Source organism: Gimesia chilikensis (assembly GCF_008329715.1).
Classification (GTDB): domain Bacteria; phylum Planctomycetota; class Planctomycetia; order Planctomycetales; family Planctomycetaceae; genus Gimesia; species Gimesia chilikensis.
The window spans coordinates 119986-140532 of record NZ_VTSR01000006.1 but is presented as its reverse complement, the minus strand read 5'-3'; the positions used below and the strand labels follow the sequence as shown (position 1 = coordinate 140532).

The following is a 20547-nucleotide window of genomic DNA, read 5'->3' as shown; positions in this document are numbered from 1 at the left end:
AGTTTACGGAATTGAGGGGATGGTTCGCTCTCTGACTGATCAGCGGACTCCAGAAAAATATGACAGGTATGAATATCGGAATCGAACAATGCAATTTTTCAAGAACTTACTCTGTGAAGAAGATGGACCGACGGCTGTCGAATATGCAGTGATGCTGGCCGCGATTGTCCTGGCATGTGTGGCTGCCATCGCAGCCGTGGGTACGAATACGAATGCCCTGTTCGAAAATGCCACCACCGAAATGCACAACCACGGCATGTAAGCTATTCACAGCGTGTACCTTTCCCGGAATGCGAAATACTTTCGCAGGCTTCGACGTCCAGTGTGAGCCGCAGCCGCGGAATTGCACTTCTGATTCAATTCACTAAACTGCAGGCAGTCGTCCTCTCATTTCACGTTTCTATTGACTGCCGGAATTCCAATGCCTGACTGCTATATCGCCCTGGGGGGAAATCAGGGAAATGTCCGGGAGACCTTTGACCGGGCCCTGCAGCGGCTTGATGCTCACCCTGATATCGTAGTTGGAAAGCGCAGTCAGTGGATCGAAACCACTCCAGTTGGCAGTCAGACAGAAGAGATCTTTCTCAACGGCGCAGCCCAACTTTCCGTCGAGCTCTCTCCCGAGGCATTATTGACAGAACTTCAGACCGTGGAAACGGAACTGGGCCGGGTTCGCGAGGTTCGCTGGGGGGCCCGCACACTGGATCTGGACCTGCTGCTATTTGATCAACTGATTCTGCAGAAAGACCAACTGACGGTTCCACATCCCGCCTGCTGGTATCGTCGTTTCGTGCTCGATCCGCTGGTAGAGATTGCAGCCGATGTCATTCATCCGGTGAAACAGGCGACGATCGGCGAGCTTCAGCAGCGATTACTCCAGAGGCCATTCGTATTCTCGCTGGCAGGCCTGCCGCAAGCTGAGTCTCTGGCGTTGATTCAAGAGCTGCAGTCCCGTTTTCCTGAGGTCGAATTTTCCCGCTGGGAAAGCGATGAACAGCACGCTGATCCCTCCCTGGTCGCCTGGTTTGGAGAAGAAAATACCACCACAGCCTTTGAATCCCTGCCGTTACTTCCCCGTTTAGACGCTTCTGAGATGCAGTCGGATACTGAACAAATTGTCTGGCTACTGCAATCTGCACTGGATTTCCGCTGAAAAACCACTATACTGGTACATAAGGGCTCGCCGATATTTTTAATATGGCTGACCGATCTGGCGATTGATAAACTGATTCGGTGTGGCTCGCCTTCCTCATACATTCCCACCTGAAACGATTTGGAGACCTGATACGATGCTCAAGATTCTGGGTTCTCAAAAGAGTCAATTCTGTGACCGGATCTCACGCAGGAACTTTCTTCAGATCGGTGGGCTCGCTTTAGGCGGACTTTCGCTGCCCCAGCTGCTGCAGGCGGAATCTTCAAGCACCAAACGAAAGCAGCACAAAGGCATCATCATGATCTTCCTGCCGGGAGGTCCTCCGCATCAGGATATGTGGGATATCAAAGTCGATGCCCCCAGTGAAATCCGCGGTGAATTCAACGCCATCCAGACCAATGTTTCCGGCATTGAAATCGGGGATCAGTTCCCCCGCATGGCACAGATGGCAGACAAGTTCACCTTCATCCGTTCCATGGTTGGTTCAGATGGCCGGCACGATGCTTTCCAGTGTCTGACAGGACAGCGTTTCAACAACCAGCCCCTGGGTGGCTGGCCCAGCCTGGGTTCGGTTCTTTCGAAAAAATATGGAGCCGTCGATCCTTCAATTCCGCCGTTCCTCGGTCTCTCTCCCAAGATGGGCCACATGGAATGGGCACGTGCGGGAGATCCTGGCTTCCTGGGACTGGCACACGCGCCTTTCCGTCCCAACGGAGAAGGCATGGCGGACATGACCCTCAACGGGATCAGCCTGGATCGCCTGAATGACCGTAAAAAAGTACTCAGCTCACTCGACCGATTCCGTAGTCAGGTAGACGCTTCCGGCATGATGGACGGCCTCGATTCGTTCACCCAGCAGGCCTTTGGAATTCTGACCTCCAGCAAACTCGCCGAAGCTCTGGACCTTTCGAAAGAAGATCAGGCGCTGCGCGACCGCTATGGTCGAGGAACCCCGAAACTGAGAGCAGACGGCGGTCCCAAACTGCTGGATGACTTTCTGACAGCCCGGCGTCTGATTGAAGCCGGTGCCCGTTGTGTCACGCTGGCTTTCAGTCGCTGGGACTGGCATGGTGGGAATTTCAAACGCGGACGTGAAGACATGCCGATGCTCGATCAGGGCGTGACGGCACTCGTCGAAGACCTTGAAAACCGCGGAATGCTGGACGACGTCACCGTTGTCGTTTGGGGCGAATTCGGACGGACTCCCAAGATCAACGCAAATTCCGGCCGCGATCACTGGCCCCGCGTTTCAACTGCACTGCTCGCAGGTGGCGGCATGAAGACCGGCCAGATCATCGGTTCAACCAACCGGCTGGGTGAATACGCAGAAGATCGCCCGGTGCACTTCCAGGAAGTCTTCGCTTCACTGTATCGCAACCTGGGGATCGATGTCGAATCGGCAACCATCGACGATCTGCAGGGACGTCCCCGCTATCTGGTCGACCGCGATAAATACAAGGCAATGCCCGAACTGGTCTGATTGACTTGGGTAAGTAAACGCAGCGTCCAAACACGGGGCGTTTGCGCGACTGGATGTATCTCGGAAAGCAATCTGCGCTGAATTCAAACCTGAATGTTTGCCAGTTCCTGCCAGAGCAGGGCACTTGCCAGGGTTCCCTGACGGAAGGCTTCCAGCGAGAAACGTTCGTTGGGGCTGTGCAGGTTGTCGGTATTCTGTCCCCAGCCTAAGAGCAGCGTTTCGACGCCCACCAGCGACTGGAATGTTTCGACCACCGGAATCGAGCCCCCTTCACGAATCATGACCGGAGCCGTTCCGAAGGCCTGTTCAATCGCAGTACGGGCAGCCGCCATGTAGGGACTGTTGAAATCAAACACGAGCCCCTTGCAGCCGTGATAATCGATGAACTGCATGGTCAATCCCGCCGGCAACTGTTCGCGCAGGAACTGCTCCAGTGCTCTGGTCAAGGCAGCTGGATCCTGATCGGGAACGAGTCGGCAACTGATTTTAACGCGCGCCTGGGCAGGAACGATTGTCTTCGGACCTTCACCCGTATATCCGGAGACCATGCCATTCAAATCGCACGTCGGTCGTGCCCAGCGGCGTTCCAGTGTGCTGAAGTCTGCTTCCCCTGAAACTGCTTTGACACCCAGGTCCGACATGAATTTCGCTTCATCGAAGGGCAGGTCAGCGAACTGATCGCGCTCTTCCTGCTTGAGCTCGATGACGTTGTCGTAGAAGCCGGGAATCTGGACGCGGCCCTGGTCATCGTGCAGAGCAGCGACCATGCGGGCCAGACCGTTAGCAGGATTGGTGACCGCACCGCCAAACACGCCGCTGTGCAGATCCTGTCGCGGGCCGTTGACAATCACTTCGCAGGCGAGAATTCCCCGCAGTCCGTAAGTGATCGCCGGGATACCCGGTGCATACTGGCTGGTGTCGCTGATTACTGCGATATCACAGGCGACCAGATCCTTGTTCTCAGCCAGGAAGCGATCTAGGTTGTCGCTGCCGACCTCTTCTTCCCCTTCAATCACGAAGACCACGTTGACGGGAAGTTCTCCCTGCGTCTTCATCCAGGCTTCGACCGATTTAATGTGTGTATACATCTGCCCCTTGTCGTCGGTCGCACCGCGGGCATAGATATGACCATCGCGGATATCGGGTTCGAAGGGGGGCGTCTGCCATTGATCGAGCGGATCGGGGGGCTGCACATCGTAATGACCATAGACGAGGACGGTTGGTTTCCCCTCTGCTTTTTTCCAGGAGCCGTAAACAATCGGGTGTCCCGCGGTTTCGATGAGTTGGCTTTCCAGACCAGCGGCTTCCATCTGCTGCTGGACAAATTCGGCTCCCCGCCGGGTTTCGGCTTTGAGAGTCGAGTCGGCACTCACACTGGGAATTTTTAAAAACTCAACCAGTTCTCCGACGAACCGATCCTGATGTTGCTCTAAATAATCGCGAACATGCTCAACCATTGTTTTCCTGTAACCCCGATCCTGCTAAGTTATGATAAACATGAAGGTGAGAGAGATTCCGTGATCTAATTATCGAATCCCGAGTATATGTTGCCGGCAACCATTTGAGTATAGAAGTCATCCATGAAAAATGCAGATGTCGCAATAATTGGTGGGGGGATCGTCGGGCTGGCGACCGGCTGGCAGATCACGCAACGCTTTCCCCAGACCTCTGTGCTGATCCTCGAAAAAGAGAACGAACTGGCCCTGCATCAGACAGGACATAACTCCGGGGTCCTGCATTCGGGAATCTATTACAAGCCCGGATCGCTACGCGCTGTCAACTGCCGCGAAGGCATCAAGGCGATGAAAGCCTTCTGCACCGCCGAGGAGATTCCCTGGGACGAGTGCGGCAAAGTGATCGTGGCTGTCGACGAAAGCGAGTTCGGTGCCCTGGACAATATCTTTGAGCGGGGACAGCAGAACGGCGTCGTCTGTGAAATGATCGACGAGGCCCGGCTCAAAGAATACGAACCGCATGTGGCAGGCATCCGTGGGATTCATGTTCCCGAAACAGGCATTGTCGATTACAGGCAGGTGGCGGTCCGGCTGGGTGAGCGGATTCAGGAAAAGGGACATCTGATCCAGACCGGCGCGGAGGTCGTCGGCATCAAACATCATGCAGATGGAATTACCCTGCAAACCAGAGCCGGTGACTTTACCGCAAAACAGGTCATCAATTGTGGCGGACTGTTCAGCGACCGCGTGGCCCGACTGGGGGGCGCCCATCCCGATTCTAAGATTGTCCCGTTCCGGGGGGAGTACTATGAACTCAAGCCGGAAGCGGAGCATCTGTGCAAATCATTGATCTATCCGGTTCCCAATCCTGAGTTCCCCTTTCTGGGAGTGCACTTTACCAGGATGATTCATGGTGGCGTGGAATGTGGTCCGAATGCCGTCTGGGCGTTCGCCCGTGAGGGGTATACGAAATCAAACATCAATCTGCGTGACCTGCTGGAAGCAGCCACCTATCCCGGCTTTCTCAAGATGGCCTGCAAATACTGGAAGACCGGTCTGGGCGAAATGTGGCGTTCCTTCAGCAAGCCTGCGTTTGTCGAAGCGTTGCAGCGGCTGATTCCCGAGATCCGGTCCGAGCATCTGGTCTCCGCTCCAGCGGGTGTGCGGGCGCAGGCACTCGGCCCCGATGGCTCCCTGGTCGATGATTTTCTGATCGACGAATCCGATCGCATGATCAACGTGTTAAACGCACCCTCGCCGGCAGCGACGTCTTCGCTCCGCATCGGTCAGACGATTGTTGATCTGCTCGCCCCCCGGATTGAATAACGGAAAGTTCCCGCAATGACCGACACGCTGATCACCATCTGGGGCTATGCTACGCTTGTGTTCTGGCTTGTTCTGCTGGGGCCATCACTGGTGACCATGCTGCAGAAACAGATCTCCCGCTGTGTGAACCGGACTGCGATTCCTGACCAGTGGCCACGGATTTCCGTGATAGTGCCCGCGAAGGATGAAGCAGCGACAATCGAAGTGAACCTGAATTCCCTGCTGGCTTCTGACTATCCCAATCTCGAAATCATCGCGGTCAACGATCGCTCCACTGATGAGACCGGCGCGATGATGGAGCGGGTCGCCGCCCGGGCTGCTGCAGAGAACCGGGGCCAGATGCAGGTCCTGCACATCGAAGAACTGCCCGCTGACTGGCTGGGGAAATCCCATGCGATGCACCAGGCTGCCCAACAGGCTACCGGAGAACTGCTGCTGTTTACCGATGGGGATATTATCTTTTCGCCGCAGGCCATCACGCATGCGACCCGAATCTTTTTGGATCAGCAGCTCGATCATCTGGCGCTGCTCCCCCGACTGGCACGGGGAGATCTGTTCGAGCGGGCCTTCGTCACTTACTTCGGGTTCCTGCTCGCCTCGGGAACATTTTTCTGGCTGATCCCGACTCGCTGGAAACATGCTTATGTGGGCATCGGTGCTTTCAATCTGCTGAAGCGATCTGTCTATCAGGCGACAGGTGGGCTGGAGACGATTCGGCTCGACGTGCTGGATGACATCAAACTGGGAAAGCTGATCAAGCAGAGTGGTTATCAGCAGGATGTCTACCTGGGAATTGACGAACTCCAGGTTCGCTGGCAGCCCTCTGCCTGGGCTGTGATCACCGGAATTGAAAAGAACGCCTTTGCCTCGCTCTACTATTCGGTTCGCAGACTCTGTTTTGTCACGACGCTGTACGTTCTCTTTTTTCTGGTACCGTTCGTGATGCCCTGCCTGTTTCCCCTGACAGAGACGGTCGGCTTTCTGGCGACACTCGTACTGCTACACCTGACTTACGGGCTGCTGGGCTGGATCTTTTCGTCCGGACTGGCAATCACCCCATTTCTGCTTTACGCCTCGCTGGCACTCACCTTCGCCTTCTGGCGTTCCGCCTGGATCACGCTGAAAAACGGAGGTGTACGCTGGCGCGATACGATCTACCGCCTGGATCTGCTGAAACGGCATCTGTATTGAAAGGGATCAGTTCAAAGCCGTTGAAGATGTTAGCTTCAGTGAAAAATTCGGGAATCATTCAAATGCAACTCACCGAGTGTTATCGAAGAGGCATATTTTCCCCTTGTAATCAGGATGCCGAGGATCAATTACGATTCTGGTATGTTGATCATCCACTTCTTGTTAATTTCATTTCGTTGAATAACGATGATGATTATTCTGGGCTTTGGGATTTGAAAGTGTTTGATAAAATCAATGGACTTTGTGATTCCATGATTGATGATTACGAAGAAGAAGTGATTGAACCAGATCAGCTGTATTTAATCGTTAGGCTGATAGATCAAGAGTATCAAAATGTGAGTTCTCCTTCGCTTAAGATCTTTTTTAAGTCATTCAGAGAATTGCTGGAGAAAGCCATTGAAAATCAGAAACCGGTCTTCTTTATTTTTTAGACTGTGATGGTCATTCGGTGGATATCAGCAAGAGATGTCGGCTAAATCCAACTAAAGAGACATCGTAACTGGGGCAAAATAAAATGAGTCCGGGAAACGCCCTTTAATTCGTGCTTACTTATCAATCAATGTTGATCCCATGCCTTGCATTGCGCGATCAGCGATCTGACTGTCTGCCCGGCGTTCAGCCCGGGGGCTGTTTCTGCCCTGCCGAACTTCTAACCGACTTGCATTAAGCTGAGAAAACGCCTGCATTTCGTACAACCTGTATGACTGGCACGGAAACTGCTTTTCATCTTCAGGCAATACAGGCTTCCTCAAGAAGATCGCTGACGAGTGAGGAAGCGACCTGAAGATACATCAGCTTACAGTGAAGTCAATTTGCGAATAAGTGGCCCGCTCAGACGTCAGTGAGGACAGGGTCCGTACTAAGGAAAGCACAGGAGAAAATCATGTCTTTAATGAAACTCAGCTCTGCAACAGCACTGGCCGCTCTGGTTCTCGTCGGATGCCAGGCCAATTCCGAATCGATCGAAGAAGCCCGTAAGGAAATCGATAAGGCGAAACAGGAAGGGCAGCAGCAGGTTGCAGAAGCCAAACAGGATGCGGAAGAACGCGTTCATGAAACCCGCCGTGTCGGCACCGAACAGATCCAGGAAGAAATGAAAGAGCTGGAAGAAGCCCAGCGCGAAGGGGAAGAACCAGAAGAGATCAGTGAAGAACGTCATGATGTAGAAAAGGCCAAACGCGAGCTGGATAAAGCGCTGGCAGCGGCACAGATGGCTGCTAAGCAGGACGTTCAGGAAGCAAAAAAAGATGCCGACGAACGTGTTGCCGAAGCACGTAAGAATCTTGCACAGACCAAAGTGGATGCTCTGAAAAACGCCAACGAACGCATCGCTGCGATTCAGAAAACCATCAGCCAGGAAAAGAAAGATGTTGTGGAAGCGGAAAAGCAGGTTGCTGAAGCGAAGCAGAAACTGGAATCGGCCAGCGATAAAGAAAAGGCCGACGCCCAGGATGATCTGAATGGCGCTCAGGAATCGCTGAAGGCACAGCAGGAAGATGTTACTGCAGCTGAAAAGCGTCTCAAGGAAGCACAGGAAGAATTAAAGAAAGTTGAAAGTCTGATCGACGCCTAGTCCTGGTCCTTTAGACTTAAGGCACGAGGGCTGGCTTAGTAAGCCAACCCTGACTGCCTGTCTCTGTCAGAAACGCTGAACCACTGGTACAGCCTGACTGACACGACCTCCCATCCCCCGGATCAATAATGGTCCGGGGGATTTTTTTATGGCAGGGATGAGTTTGAACCACGAAAGACACAAACAGCACGAAATGAGTTCTACTTTAATTTGTTGAATTCATCCTTCGATAGAACAAAATACTCCGTGTTGGGCTGTGCCTGTCTCAAGGCTTCGCAGGCCTGATGGGCTTCGGCTTCTGTTTCGGCTTCGTAGATGTAATAAGTTCCATGTTGACTGTCGGTTGTCATGGCATAGTATTGGCCGGTTTTCCGGTAAGCACATCGGCTTTCGATTAAACCAAAGCGGGCATCCAGAAACCTAACCAGGGGGGCTATTGCTGAGATGACTTTCCAGTCTGCAGAATTACTTTCCGGCTCAGTAAAGTCGGTCTCAATAAAGACATTATCCGAGTCCTGTGTCCCGGAACTCACAGTCAACACAAATCCCTGATGATCACAGACACAATACCAGTTGAGATTCGGGTGCGGGTAGGCGATGGGGGTGCCTGTTGTATCCGGGGGTAGGGGAAGGGCGTCGGTCAATCTGGCAACGGGATAAAACAGAATGACATCCTGCCTGATCCCATATGAGATCAGGTTTCGCTCCAGCCGATCAATAAAATCTGCTCGGGTGACGAATTCCATGATTGTCTCTCTACTTCGAATTGTCAGGTATGTCTGGATAGTTCAAGGATATCAGAACCACAGGGGAATTGTAGCCACTGGCTGTTTTGGTCTCATCAGGCAGCACATGATCTGCTATACTCCAGAGATTGGGATATCACATACTCGTGCAGCCCCGTGTGGACCTGTCGGCTTATCCGACAATGAGTTCTTTGAACCTGTTTCTTTCGATTGCAGCTCAAAAGATATGAAATATCAATTTAAGAAATCTGCCTGTCTTTCAGTTCTGTTTTCTATCCTTCTCATCGGAGTCTCGACTGTGTCCGCCCAGGTGACGTTTCCCAAACAGGAGAAACCGCAGGGCGCGCCGTTGAAGACGGACGTGACTGTGACTCTGTTAATGGAAGCCGACGGTTCGGCCCTGTATGCCCAGCAATGGGGGCAGACGTTTCGGGATCTGGGGATTTCGATTCGCACCCGACGTGCCGTTCTGGATGATAAACCTGCTGTCGAGGAAAATGTCAGGGGGACTCTACGGGAGGTGAGAGTCACCGGTACTCTGGATCGTAACGGCGTGATTCAGTTTCCTGGACGCAAATTTGCCCGTAACGAGGTCGCCCGGGTCAAAGAATGGATTAATGAGCTGAGAGTCTACGGTGCCCAGGGATCGCCTGACAGTAAACCCCTCTGGGGGCTTTCGAATGCACAGTTCAAAAAAGTCTTTGCTGCCCTCTCTGAAGCAACACCAGTAAACCTCCAGGGGCTGACCCTGGATCAGGCGGTTCGCAAGCTGGAGTTCCCGGGTTCGCTGCCAGTCCGCTTTGACCTGGAAGCACAGAAACGTTTTTCGCAGATTCCCGCGGGTGACACTATCTCTGCTGATCTCAGCAAACTGTCCAAAGGGACGGCACTGGCGATTGCCCTCAAGCAGTATGGCCTGGCCTTTCATCCCTCACGCACCCCTTCGGGCTCGCTGGAACTGCTGATCACTCCCTGGGAGGCCACAGAGTCTCCCTGGCCGATTGGCTGGGAACTGAAACTGTCCCGCCAGAAAACCGCGCCCCGCTATTTTGAATTGATTCCAGTCGAACTCAGCAATGTCCCCCTGCGTGATGTTCTGGTAGCCACGTCCAAGGCCTCAGAGATTCCCATGCTACTCGACGATTATGAGGTTCAGCAGAAACAGATCGACGTTGATGAAATCAAAGTCAACGTTTCCAAGAAGCGGACGACCTGGGGTATTCTGATCCGCGATGCCATCGGCGGAACCGGGCTGGTACGTAAACTGGTCATTGATGAACGCGGGCAGCCCTTCGTCTGGATTACCGCGTTTGAGCCTCGCGTGCAGTCACCGAAGCCGTAATCAGGATTTCTCTGCTGCCGGTGCGGGAGGCGGCGGGGGTGTAGTCGCCGGCTTACGGACAGGCTTGGGCTGCAGCTTCAGCTGAGGCGGTGCAGGAAGCTTCGATTTCGGAGCCGGCTGTGGGGCAGGAGGAATCGACATGGGACCATTGGCACTCACCGACGGCGCGGATTCGATGACAGGTTGCTGTTCCACGAGCATGCCGGCTTGAGTAATACCGCCATAGGTGTCGGAAACTGGCATATTTTCCCGTACGAGATCCGGGCGTACGTATTTCACGTTCCGGCCTGGCGTCACGCCATACTGCCAGTGAAACAGAGAGACCTGGGACGCCTTGTAAGGAAAGTGCTCCCGTTTCTGAAAGAAGATCGCCGGAGCCCGTAATGTGTTGTAGTCGATCCAGAAGCTGGACAGGCTATACCGTTTGCGATGCACGCAACCCTGCTGACTCAGTACAGCCGCTGTGAGTAGCAGCAGTACGATTCGATGCCAGCGAAATTTCGATTGACGATGCATGCGACAGACCTGTGGGATACGGAACCGTTCCGGACCGGAGCGGGAGGCAGACGGAAGATGCCTGCGCAGTTTCCCTGACCGGTTTAATGTTATTCATCGTCGATATAAATCGGCTGGATTCAGCCAAATCCCGAGAGGAGAACGACTTGGTATCGAAAAGGTTTTCGATAACGTAAAACAGGTAAAATGGGTGGACTATTTCCGCCACATCCGCGCGAAGATCTTGCCCAGTTCCGGGAGCTGGTAGTGGGCGTTCAACCCGCTGGGGTTCGGCAGCACCCAGACGTCGGCTTTCCCGATCTGACGTTTCTGCAGTCCGAGCTGCGCGTCTTTCTGCTGAAACGCTTTACGGTAGGAGGTGATCCCCAGAAAGACGACCTTCTGCGGTCGGTACTTGATGACCTTTTCCGTGAGAATGCGGGCTCCCTCGTAGAGCTCTTCTTTCGAGAGTTCGTCGGCCCGTTTGGAGGCTCTGCTGACAATGTTGGTCAGCCCGCCACCCCGCTCGAGCAGTTTATAGTCTTCGAACGGGGAGTAGAGCCGCTCGGTGATTTTCCCCCGATGCATTGCAGGCCAGAAGCGGTTGCCGGGCCGGGCAAAGTGATGCCCGACCGCAGCCGAATACAGACCTGGATTAGTCCCGACAAACAGGGCTTTCAGCCCCTCTTCAATCAGATCGGGAAGCAGCTTATGGATGGCCTGTTCGACCTCCTCGGCTGTCGGCTTCCAGATTTCTTCCATGCTGAATAGACTCCCTGTTGCGTCGGGTCGGACCTCAGTCGATCAAACCGTCATTCCGCAATGCGTCAATCGCACGTTCAAATGCATTGACTGTGAAATCGATGTCTTCGTCAGTATGCGAAGCGGTTGTCATCGCTCCCCAGCCGAACCAGTCCACACCGTTGAGCAGCAGAGCACAACGGAACGCGTGCCCCAGTCGAGCATCATGTTTGCGGTCCAGCTTATCAAAGTCATTGTCATACGGAACGAACGAATCGTCTTCCGGCCGCGGGCCATCGTAGCCGGGGAAGACTTTGATGATCGAGAACTGGCCGTAGACGGCCCAGTTCACATTCTTGCGGGTGAGGACTTCATTCATGCCCCTGCGGAGCTTCGCTGCACTTTCGTTCGCCTGGCGACAGGGTTCACCAGTGGCAACTTCTTTCAGTACGGCGATCCCGGCGGCGGCGGAGAGCGGGTTGGCATTATAGGTGCCGGGGTGTTTCATTTTCTGGCCGAAGGGGTTGTCGAAGGCAATCGCCTGCATCAGGTCGGCCCGTCCTGCCAGACAACCTCCCGGCAGACCACCGGCAACGATTTTCGCGAGTGAAGTCAGGTCCGGTACAATGCCACAGACTTCCTGCATACCCCCGGGGGCCACACGGAAACCACTGATGACTTCATCCATGATCAGCAGCACGCCTTTATCTGCGGTCAGCTGGCGAAGTCCCTGCAGGAAGCCGTCTTCCAGGGGAACCACACCCCAGCGGCTGCCGGTCGCTTCCACAATAATACAGGCCGGGTCATGTGCATCGATCGTGCGTTCAACCAGTTCCAGATCATTGGGACGAATGATGACCAGTTCGTCGGAGACCCCATTCGTAACGCCGGGCATGGCGTAGCTTTTGTCATCGTGGGGAGGCTCAGAAGCCTGGGTGAGCAGATCATGCCAGCCGTGGAAGTGGCCGGCGAACTTGATGACTTTGGTCTTACCGGTAGCGATCCGTGAGACGCGGAGGGCCATCATGGTCGCTTCAGTACCACTGCTGGTAAAGCGGAGCATTTCACAGGAAGGGACCAGTTGGCGGACCAGCTCGCCCCATTCGAGTTCGAGTTCGTGACAGGCCCCGAAATGAGTTCCTTTCGCGACCTGTGCCTGAACCGCTTCAACCATCGCCGGGTGACTGTGCCCCAGGATCAATGCACCGTGGCCGCTCCAGTAATCGATGATGTCGTTCCCGTCGACATCGTATTTGTGGGCACCCTGAGCGCGGTCCACATAGATCGGGAACGGTTTCATATACCGTCCATCGTGGGTGACTCCGCTGGGGAAGAGTTCACATGCTTTCTTGTAATCTTGCGCAGAGGTTGGAAATTTCGCAAAAAAGTCAGCTTCAATCTGCTGTCCCACGGCCTGGCTCATGGTGATGTACTCACAAAATCAGGAAAGAAAACGTTCTGAAGCAATCTCAGAACCGGGAAGGGCGGGGGTGATTTCTTAAATAAAGTCACAAATCCGCATAGCGCATTTTATAACGGATTTAGGGTGAAATATCAAAGAGTCTGCGTAATCAAAAGTAGGGGCGGGTCTATGTGCCCGCCCGCCTGGTTGGTTTCAAATTTGATATGGGGTGAAGGGAAACAGAGCAATCGCACGAATTTCCTCCAGACCACGTTTCAGAAAACGGGCAGCCACACAGGGCAGCCCCTACGATTTCTAACTAATACTCGTGGATAAATACAGGTAATGCAGGCTTGACTTCACACCCCGGGATGCTTCTGAGAAATGGCTTCTACATCTCAGAACAAAGAGTGTAAATAGCACGGGCGGACACATAGGTCCGCCCGTGCTACATCAATCAGAATAATACCGATACCGGGCTTAATACTCGTTGGCCTGTTCGGTTTGACCTTCCAGGGCTTCGAACGTATTTTCCGCTACCTGACGGACGCGGCGTTCTTCGACCTCCTCCTTCAGCTTGGCAATCGCGTCGGCTAAAGGCATGGGACCCAGGTCACCGTCGATGCGGTCGCGGACAGCGACAGCAGTCTGTTCGGCCTCTTTGGGACCAACGATGAACATGTAAGGAATCAGTTCCAGCTGGGCATCGCGGATCTTCGCGTTGACCTTGGAACTGCGAGTATCGACCGAAATTCGGAAGCCGTTCTGTCGCAGTTGAGCAGCGACTTCGTTGGCGTAGTCCAGTGTCTTGTCGCTGACGGGCAGGACACGAATCTGTTCCGGAGCCAGCCAGAGCGGGAAGGCACCGGCGAAATGCTCGATCAGCATCCCGGTGAAACGTTCCATCGAACCGAACGGGGCCCGGTGAATCATCACGGGACGATGCGGATGGTTATCCGATCCTGTGTATTCCAGCTGAAACCGCTCAGGCAGGTTGTAGTCCAGCTGCACGGTTCCCAGCTGCCATTCACGTCCGATGCAGTCCGAGACCATGAAGTCGGCCTTGGGACCATAGAACGCGGCTTCTCCTTCACATTCGGTGTAAGGCATACCGGAATCGGCGAGCACTTTCCGCAGACTGTCTTCGGCGTGCTGCCAGTTCTCTTCACTACCCACGTACTTGTCGCTCTTCGGGTCACGTAGCGAGAGCTGCACGCGGAAGTTGTCCAGACCGACCGAGGCCAGCACGAATTTTACCAGGTCCAGTGTGGCCCGGAATTCGTCTTCAACCTGCTCGGGGGTGCAGAAGATGTGGGCGTCGTCCTGGGTCAGACCCCGTACACGAAGCATCCCGTTGAGTTCCCCGGTCTGTTCGTGCCGATACACGGTCCCGAATTCCGCCAGTCGCACGGGCAGATCGCGATAGCTGCGGGGCATTGCCTGATACATCTTTGCATGGTGCGGACAGTTCATCGGCTTGAGCAGGAACCGCTCATGCTTGTGTTCCCAGTCCTTGAGAATTTTGAGTTTCTCTTCCCGGCTTGCACCAGGTGGGAATTCGAAGTCGCAGTTCATGACCCGCGAGGACTGGAACAGGGTCTCTTCCTGCTCAGCGGAGAGGTCATCTTCTTCCAGTTTACGCACCCAGAAATCGACCAGCTGACCGGCGTCGTGGCCGAACAGCGGAGCGAACTGGGAATCGCGGTAATAAGGAAAGTGCCCGCTGGTTTCGTAGAGTTCCACACGACCGATGTGCGGCGAATAGACGGGCTGATAACCCAGGCGGGTCAGTTCCACCTTGATGAAGTCTTCGAGGACCGCACGGATGGTCGCCCCTTTGGGCAGCCAGAGGCAGAGTCCCTGACCGACTTCGGGATTGATCTGGAACAGCCCCAGCTTTTTCCCCAGCACACGGTGGTCGCGGCGTTTGGCCTCTTCCACCTGTTCCAGGTATTTTTTCATGTCCTTCTTGCTGAACCAGGCAGTGCCGTACAGACGCTGCAGCGGTTTGTTGCCGGCATCCCCTTTCCAGTAGGAACCCGCGATCGAGAGCAGCTTGAAGGCTTTGACTTTCCCCGCATTGGGAATGTGCGGACCGCGACAGAGGTCGACAAATTCGCCCTGGCGGTAGAAGCTGAGCTGCGGATGGTCGGCCAGACCGGTAGCGATATGCTCGGCTTTGGATGACTGGTGCATCTCATTTACGAAGGAGATGGCTTCTTCCCGGTCGAGCGAGAAGCGTTCGAAGGGCTCTTCTTCCTTGATGATCTTCTTCATCTCTTCTTCGATTTTGGGGAAGTCATCTTCGCTGATGGTGTGTTCCAGCCCAAAATCGTAGTAAAAGCCGTGTGGCAGAGTCGGACCGAAGGCCAGCTGGATATCGGGCCAGAGCCGCATGACCGCCCGTGCCATGATGTGGGCACAGGAGTGTCGCATCACGCCGAGTGCTTCGGCGTCCCGCTCGGTGAGCAGGCGGAGTGAGATTTCATTGGAGTCAGAGATGTCCTTCAGAGGACGAAACGCATCACAAATGGTTCCGTCGACTTCCGCGGCGACGACTGCATTGGCCAGCCGCTCCCCAATTGACTGGGCGACATCAAGTGCTGAACTGTTTTCGGGAAATTCCTTTACGCTTCCATCGGGTAACTTGATCTGAATCATTCGATTTTTTGAACTTCTTCTAAAGTCGGAACCGCCACAGTCGCCGTTACAAAGGGCTCACTGATCAGGCAGTTCGAAAGAGGTACGGTCTTTATATTCGACAGGCACAGCCCGCGTCAATGTTCGCAGTTTTGCAGGCAAAACGTGAGAATCCTGTGAAATTGATATGATCGGTCAGACAGGTCGCCCGACTCTTCCAATCAGCAGTTTTTTTCACAGAAAGTGTTCTGGAACTTGACGATATCGAACCTGATCCGTAATCTTTTGAAACCTCAGGACGATTAGCTCAGTTGGTTAGAGTGCCACGTTGACATCGTGGAGGTCACTGGTTCGAATCCAGTATCGTCCACTTGAAAGCCCTTGTCTGTTATGGACTTAGGGCTTTTTTTGCGCACCTCAATCTGCTGTGCAAACCTGCTTTCCCGACTGGGACGATCCCTGTAATCGCTACCACCGGTCGCTGTCCTCCCTGCAAACCGTCAAATTCGTCAGCATGCACACAGCCGGAGCGGGGCTCCAGTCGATCATTATTCAGGACCGTGCCATTTTTAAGTCATACTTCTGATCGTGTATTGCTCCAGGAGGGAGCCTGGATCAGAGACAGCTATAAGGTTTCAGGATGAAGGAACATCCCTCTGGCAGAGCGCGCGGACTGGGGCTGGCACTCTCAGCTGCACTCATCACTGGCTGTGCCTCGCAGTCAACCAACGTGCAGACCGCTTCGACCACAGCTTCTGTGGATTTAAAGCCAACTCCCGTTGCCGAGGCAACTGTCGTTGAAGAACCGGTGACGGAAGCGGAGATTCTCCAGACCGGGGGTGTTAAATCTGCCCCGGAGGAATTGACCGACGGTACTCATTCTGACGTGGTTGTAAATCACCCGGCGATCTCCCAGCCTCTGAGTGAACTGGAGATGCTGGCGGTGGAACAGAATCCCAAACTGATCAAGCTCTACCAGGAGTACAACGCCGCATCGTCCCGTTCCCGTTACGTCAATAAGTTACCCGACCCGAAACTGGGAGCGAATGTCTTCGGGGCTCCGCTGCAGACGGCTTCCGGTTCTCAGCGGGCGGTGATGAGCATGAGCCAGGCGATTCCCTGGCTGGGTAAACTGAATGCGATGGAGCAGCAGGCCTGCTTTGAAGCGTTTGCGGTCCGGGCTGACTATCTCTCGGAGCGACTGCGGGTCATCGCTGCAGTGCGGACGGGCTGGTATCGGCTGTATGTCATCGACCAGCAGATTGAAACTGCAGAAGCCAACCAGCAACTGCTGCAGTCACTGATCGATGTGGCGAATGCCCAGATTTCGACCGGAAGTGCCACCCAGGGGGACGTTCTGCTGGGAACGCTGGAACTCAGCAAGTTGGAAGAACGACTGCTGACCTATCGAAAGTTGCGGGTTGCGATTCAGGCAGAAGTCAATCGGCTCATCGCTCGCGATGCGGATACGTCGATTTTGACACCCCAGGAATTGAAGATCGATCTTCCGACTCTGTCTTCACAGCAGATCTTTCAGCAGGCCCGGGATTCTCAACCGGAGATCCAGGCGGCTCAACTCCGGACGCAGGCCACTCGTTGGGGAATCGAAGTCGCTCATTTGAGTCGTCGTCCGGAACTGACACTGTCGGCGAACTATTTCTTCACGGACAACAACCGGCCCCCTTCGAATCTGTATAAGGTAGGACAGGATCCCTGGTCGCTGGGAGCTCAAGTCAGTATTCCGCTCTGGAAAGAGAAATACGACGCGCTGGAAGATGAAGCAACCTGGAAGCATCTGGCATCCACGTATTCCGAAAGTGACCTGCTGGACCGCTACGATGCGCTGATTACTGAACTGCTGGCCGAAGCCCGTCGGGCGGAAGAGACGGCACAACTCTATAGAGATACGATTCTGCCCCAGGCACAGCAGACCCTGCGGGCCGACCAGGAGTCCTATTCCCGTGGGGCTGTCGAGTTTGACCGCGTGATTCGCGATTATCGCAATCTGCTGACGCTTGAGCTGGGCTACCACCAGGCCATCGGCGAACTGGCGATCGCCCTGACACAACTCAGTCGTGTTTCAGGACAGGATGTGCCACTGCATGCTCCGGCACCGCCAGCGCTACCGGAACTAGAGTAAAAAATCCGGGTAGACTTCAACAGGCTCAGACTCTATATTGATATAAGAGTCTGATGTCCTGTTATTTCTGGAGCCTTCGATGGCGTCTGCCTGTCAAATCCTGTTGATCTGGATCACCACAGTGATGTTGTGTGCGCAGGCCTTGGGTGCGTCTTCTCTGTTCGGCTGCTGTTGTCTGCAGAGCCGCTGTAATCGCCAGGCAGTAGCGATTGACCACGTGTCCGATACCACTGAGATGTCTTGTTGCCAACAACAGACACAGGCTACCACTGAGTCTGCAGAAGAGGAATCCAGCGAGACTACTTGTGGTCAGCTGCACGCTCGTTGTCAGTGTGTTCAGAAAAGCACCGCCCCCGCTCTACCGGAACAGACGACGTCACAGCAGACTCCCGTTTCCCTGGTCAGCGTGCTGGCCACACCCCCGGTTACAGGCCTGTTTTCCGATGCATCTGCAATTCGTCCTGCCCGACATGAGAGGCAGGATCACGGCAGCCCTTCGCATTTTGCGCAACTGCTGTTCTGTGTCTCGCTGACCTGATTGCTCCCGGCGCACCTCTTATCGTAAAAAGAGTCTCGCTGCGCCCCTCTTTCCAGTAAGTCTCTGTCATGACGTTACAGAGATGTTCCGCTCTTTGTCGTATGCATCAGTTTCAGACTGAATTTCCAGAGAAACAGGGCGGCTGGCCGGTTCATCCGGCACGGTCCACCGCTGGTTGTTAACAACCGGCTGGTCGCTCTTTTAGAAAACCGGGAAACGCAAGATGACTTCATCTTCAACTAATGATCAACCACAGAACTCACCAGACACAAAACCACACCCCGAAGGCAAATCTGCCCGCTGGTGGTTGAGAAAAATACTGCCGACCGCCCTGTTTCTGGCGGTGGGACTGTTACTGATTGTACTGGTGGGCCTGGCACAGAGAGTCGGCTGGATCCAGTCGGGCACATCGACCACTGCGTCGACCAGCGAAGGGGGTAAGGAAACGATCTATACCTGCCCCATGCACCCCCAGATCCGCCAGCCCAAACCGGGACGCTGTCCCATTTGTGGGATGGAACTGGTGCCGGCAGCGAAGAAGGGGGCCAACATTGATGAGCTGGCGGTGACGATTGAACCGGCGCAGCGTCGTCTGGCTAATATACAGACAGCGGAAGTGAAGACGCAGGCAGTCAACTCGACGATTGAAACCATCGGCTCGATTGAAATCGATGAGAGTCGGCAGGCCACAATCGCCGCTTATATCGATGGACGGATCGAAAAACTGTTCGCCGATTATACCGGCATCGAAGTAGACAAGGGGGACCATCTGGCGATTGTCTACAGTCCTGAATTGTATTCGGCTCAAGTGGAATTGCTGGAAGCCCGCAACGCACTCAAGAAAATGAGTTCCGCAGCGTTGGGTGTGGTGCGCGAGGCACAGGAAAAACTGGTCGCGAATTCCAGGCAGAAACTGGTGGAACTGGGGATGACGGACGAGCAGATTCAGCAGCTGCTCTCTTCCGGTAAGGCAGAGTCGCGACTAACAATTTACGCTCCGATGGGGGGGACCGTCACAGAAAAACTGGCCGAAGAAGGGAAGTACATCAAAGCGGGGGAGCCCATTTATCGGATCGCCAATCTGACGACGGTCTGGCTGATGCTGGAACTCTATCCCGAAGATGCCGCCCGCATCCGCTTTGGTCAGCAGGTAGATGCCGAGCTGCAGTCATTACCTGGTAAAACTCTGAAGGGGCGGGTCGTGTTTATCGATCCAACAGTGAATCCCCAGCGACGAACTGTTGGTGTGCGGGTGGAATTCAGTAACGAGCATGGACAGCTCAGGCCGGGCGATTATGCCAAGGCACAGATTACAGTTCCCATCGGTCCCCAAGGGGCCGTTTACGATGCGGAGCTGGCAGGGAAGTGGATCAGTCCGATGCATCCCCAGGTCATCCGGGACCAGCCAGGAGACTGTCCCATCTGTGGGATGAAATTAGTACCCACTTCACGATTTGGCTACAGCCAGGAGCCTGTGAAACAGAAACAGGCACTAACCGTGCCCCGGTCCGCGGTGCTGATGGCCGGCGATCACAGTGTTGTGTATGTCGAAACGAAGCCGGGCCGATTTGAACTCCGAAATGTGACACTCGGTCCGATGCTGGGGGACACTGCGGTGATTCTGGACGGAGTCAAACCGGGAGAACAGGTCGCCACATCGGGTAATTTCCTGATCGATTCCCAGATGCAGCTTTCGGGGAAGCCAAGCCTGATTGATCCAACGAAATATCAGCCGGATAAAAAATCGAAAGAGAAAAAAGGGCCCTTGAAGTTTGATTCGATTCAGATTGAAAAGCTCGCAGGGGAGACCGGTACGCAGTTAGAAAAACTGTATGCGGCTTATTTCAAGATTCAGAAACAGTTTGCCGGTGATCAACCTGTGAACGAATCGGAGGCGACCACCTTACAGAAACTGGCTGCTCAACTGGCTCAGGATGCTAAGCTGAGTTCAACTGTCAGACAGGAACTGCAACAGATCGCTGAGAACGCGGCGCATCTGCATCATCTTTCGCTGAAAGAGGCCCGCCAGAAATTCAAACCGATCAGCCATGCGGTGGTGAAACTGGCAACACAGGTGCGAGGTGCGACAGCGAAAGAGGCTTATCAGCACTTCTACTGTCCCATGGTTCCCGAGGGGGGCGGCGACTGGTTGCAGCCGGATCTCAAACTCGTGAATCCCTATTTCGGCAGCCAGATGTTGCGCTGTGGAGAACTGGTGGAGACTTTCGCCCCGACCGGGAAAGCGGAGAAGAAATCGGAGCTGCCTCCTGCAGGAGAAGCGAAACCGAATCAGCAACCGAATTCAGATCAGGGAGGAAAATAAGTC

Annotated in this window: 17 protein-coding genes and 1 tRNA gene; 12 read left to right on the top strand and 6 right to left on the bottom strand. The window is 54.4% G+C overall.

Going from position 1 to position 20547, the window contains the following annotated elements; genetic code table 11:
• The first annotated feature begins 88 nt into the window (after nucleotides 1-88).
• From FYZ48_RS07760 to FYZ48_RS07750, 3 genes are all read left to right on the top strand, one after another.
• On the top strand, nucleotides 89-262 hold the full coding sequence (locus FYZ48_RS07760) for a Flp family type IVb pilin (protein ID WP_149339099.1): 174 nt from the start codon (nucleotides 89-91) through the stop codon (nucleotides 260-262).
• A gap of 159 nt (nucleotides 263-421) precedes the next feature.
• Nucleotides 422-1153, top strand: coding sequence for a 2-amino-4-hydroxy-6-hydroxymethyldihydropteridine diphosphokinase (folK, locus tag FYZ48_RS07755; RefSeq protein ID WP_149339097.1), 732 nt, complete (start codon nucleotides 422-424; stop codon nucleotides 1151-1153).
• 136 nt (nucleotides 1154-1289) lie between these two features.
• Nucleotides 1290-2633, top strand: coding sequence for a DUF1501 domain-containing protein (locus FYZ48_RS07750; RefSeq protein WP_149339095.1), 1344 nt, complete (start codon nucleotides 1290-1292; stop codon nucleotides 2631-2633).
• 83 nt (nucleotides 2634-2716) lie between these two features.
• Here FYZ48_RS07750 and FYZ48_RS07745 read toward each other — a convergent pair whose 3' ends face one another.
• The gene (locus tag FYZ48_RS07745; RefSeq protein WP_149339093.1) at nucleotides 2717-4090 is read right to left on the bottom strand and encodes a dipeptidase; all 1374 of its coding nucleotides are present in this window, start codon (nucleotides 4088-4090) and stop codon (nucleotides 2717-2719) included.
• A gap of 123 nt (nucleotides 4091-4213) precedes the next feature.
• Between FYZ48_RS07745 and lhgO the strand changes: the two genes are divergently transcribed.
• The 4 genes from lhgO to FYZ48_RS07725 all read left to right on the top strand — a co-directional run bounded on the left by lhgO (nucleotide 4214) and on the right by FYZ48_RS07725 (nucleotide 8177).
• Nucleotides 4214-5413: an L-2-hydroxyglutarate oxidase gene (gene lhgO, locus FYZ48_RS07740; protein WP_149339091.1), complete on the top strand. Its 1200-nt coding sequence runs from the start codon at nucleotides 4214-4216 to the stop codon at nucleotides 5411-5413.
• Between the two features lie 15 nt (nucleotides 5414-5428).
• Complete coding sequence (locus tag FYZ48_RS07735) at nucleotides 5429-6604, top strand: glycosyltransferase (protein WP_149339089.1); 1176 nt, start codon at nucleotides 5429-5431, stop codon at nucleotides 6602-6604.
• Between the two features lie 62 nt (nucleotides 6605-6666).
• Nucleotides 6667-7035: a hypothetical protein gene (locus tag FYZ48_RS07730; protein WP_149339087.1), complete on the top strand. Its 369-nt coding sequence runs from the start codon at nucleotides 6667-6669 to the stop codon at nucleotides 7033-7035.
• Between the two features lie 452 nt (nucleotides 7036-7487).
• Nucleotides 7488-8177: a hypothetical protein gene (locus tag FYZ48_RS07725; RefSeq protein ID WP_149339084.1), complete on the top strand. Its 690-nt coding sequence runs from the start codon at nucleotides 7488-7490 to the stop codon at nucleotides 8175-8177.
• Between the two features lie 200 nt (nucleotides 8178-8377).
• Here FYZ48_RS07725 and FYZ48_RS07720 read toward each other — a convergent pair whose 3' ends face one another.
• On the bottom strand, nucleotides 8378-8923 hold the full coding sequence (locus FYZ48_RS07720; RefSeq protein ID WP_149339082.1) for a hypothetical protein: 546 nt from the start codon (nucleotides 8921-8923) through the stop codon (nucleotides 8378-8380).
• 298 nt (nucleotides 8924-9221) lie between these two features.
• Between FYZ48_RS07720 and FYZ48_RS07715 the strand changes: the two genes are divergently transcribed.
• Nucleotides 9222-10265, top strand: a complete 1044-nt coding sequence (locus FYZ48_RS07715; protein WP_149339080.1) for a hypothetical protein — start codon at nucleotides 9222-9224, stop codon at nucleotides 10263-10265.
• Here the strand turns inward: FYZ48_RS07715 and FYZ48_RS07710 are convergent, their stop codons facing one another.
• The 4 genes from FYZ48_RS07710 to thrS form a co-directional block, all read right to left on the bottom strand.
• Nucleotides 10266-10781, bottom strand: a complete 516-nt coding sequence (locus FYZ48_RS07710) for a hypothetical protein (protein ID WP_149339078.1) — start codon at nucleotides 10779-10781, stop codon at nucleotides 10266-10268.
• Between the two features lie 195 nt (nucleotides 10782-10976).
• Nucleotides 10977-11522 carry a G/U mismatch-specific DNA glycosylase gene (gene mug / locus FYZ48_RS07705; protein WP_149339076.1) on the bottom strand — a complete coding sequence of 182 codons (546 nt, stop codon included), beginning with the start codon at nucleotides 11520-11522 and terminating at the stop codon, nucleotides 10977-10979.
• Nucleotides 11523-11556: 34 nt separating this feature from the next.
• Nucleotides 11557-12924 (bottom strand): aspartate aminotransferase family protein, encoded by a 1368-nt coding sequence (locus FYZ48_RS07700; protein WP_149339074.1) that lies wholly within the window; start codon nucleotides 12922-12924, stop codon nucleotides 11557-11559.
• A gap of 459 nt (nucleotides 12925-13383) precedes the next feature.
• Nucleotides 13384-15564, bottom strand: a complete 2181-nt coding sequence (gene thrS, locus FYZ48_RS07695; RefSeq protein WP_149339072.1) for a threonine--tRNA ligase — start codon at nucleotides 15562-15564, stop codon at nucleotides 13384-13386.
• Nucleotides 15565-15839: 275 nt separating this feature from the next.
• On the opposite strand from thrS, the gene FYZ48_RS07690 reads away from it, so the two are divergent.
• The 4 genes from FYZ48_RS07690 (at nucleotide 15840) to FYZ48_RS07675 (ending at nucleotide 20544) form a co-directional block, all read left to right on the top strand.
• A tRNA-Val gene (locus FYZ48_RS07690) sits at nucleotides 15840-15913 on the top strand.
• A 270-nt stretch (nucleotides 15914-16183) separates the two neighbouring features.
• Nucleotides 16184-17683 carry a TolC family protein gene (locus FYZ48_RS07685; RefSeq protein WP_149339070.1) on the top strand — a complete coding sequence of 500 codons (1500 nt, stop codon included), beginning with the start codon at nucleotides 16184-16186 and terminating at the stop codon, nucleotides 17681-17683.
• Nucleotides 17684-17762: 79 nt separating this feature from the next.
• Complete coding sequence (locus FYZ48_RS07680; protein WP_149339068.1) at nucleotides 17763-18221, top strand: hypothetical protein; 459 nt, start codon at nucleotides 17763-17765, stop codon at nucleotides 18219-18221.
• 223 nt (nucleotides 18222-18444) lie between these two features.
• The gene (locus FYZ48_RS07675; protein ID WP_198422190.1) at nucleotides 18445-20544 is read left to right on the top strand and encodes an efflux RND transporter periplasmic adaptor subunit; all 2100 of its coding nucleotides are present in this window, start codon (nucleotides 18445-18447) and stop codon (nucleotides 20542-20544) included.
• Nucleotides 20545-20547: the final 3 nt, after the last annotated feature.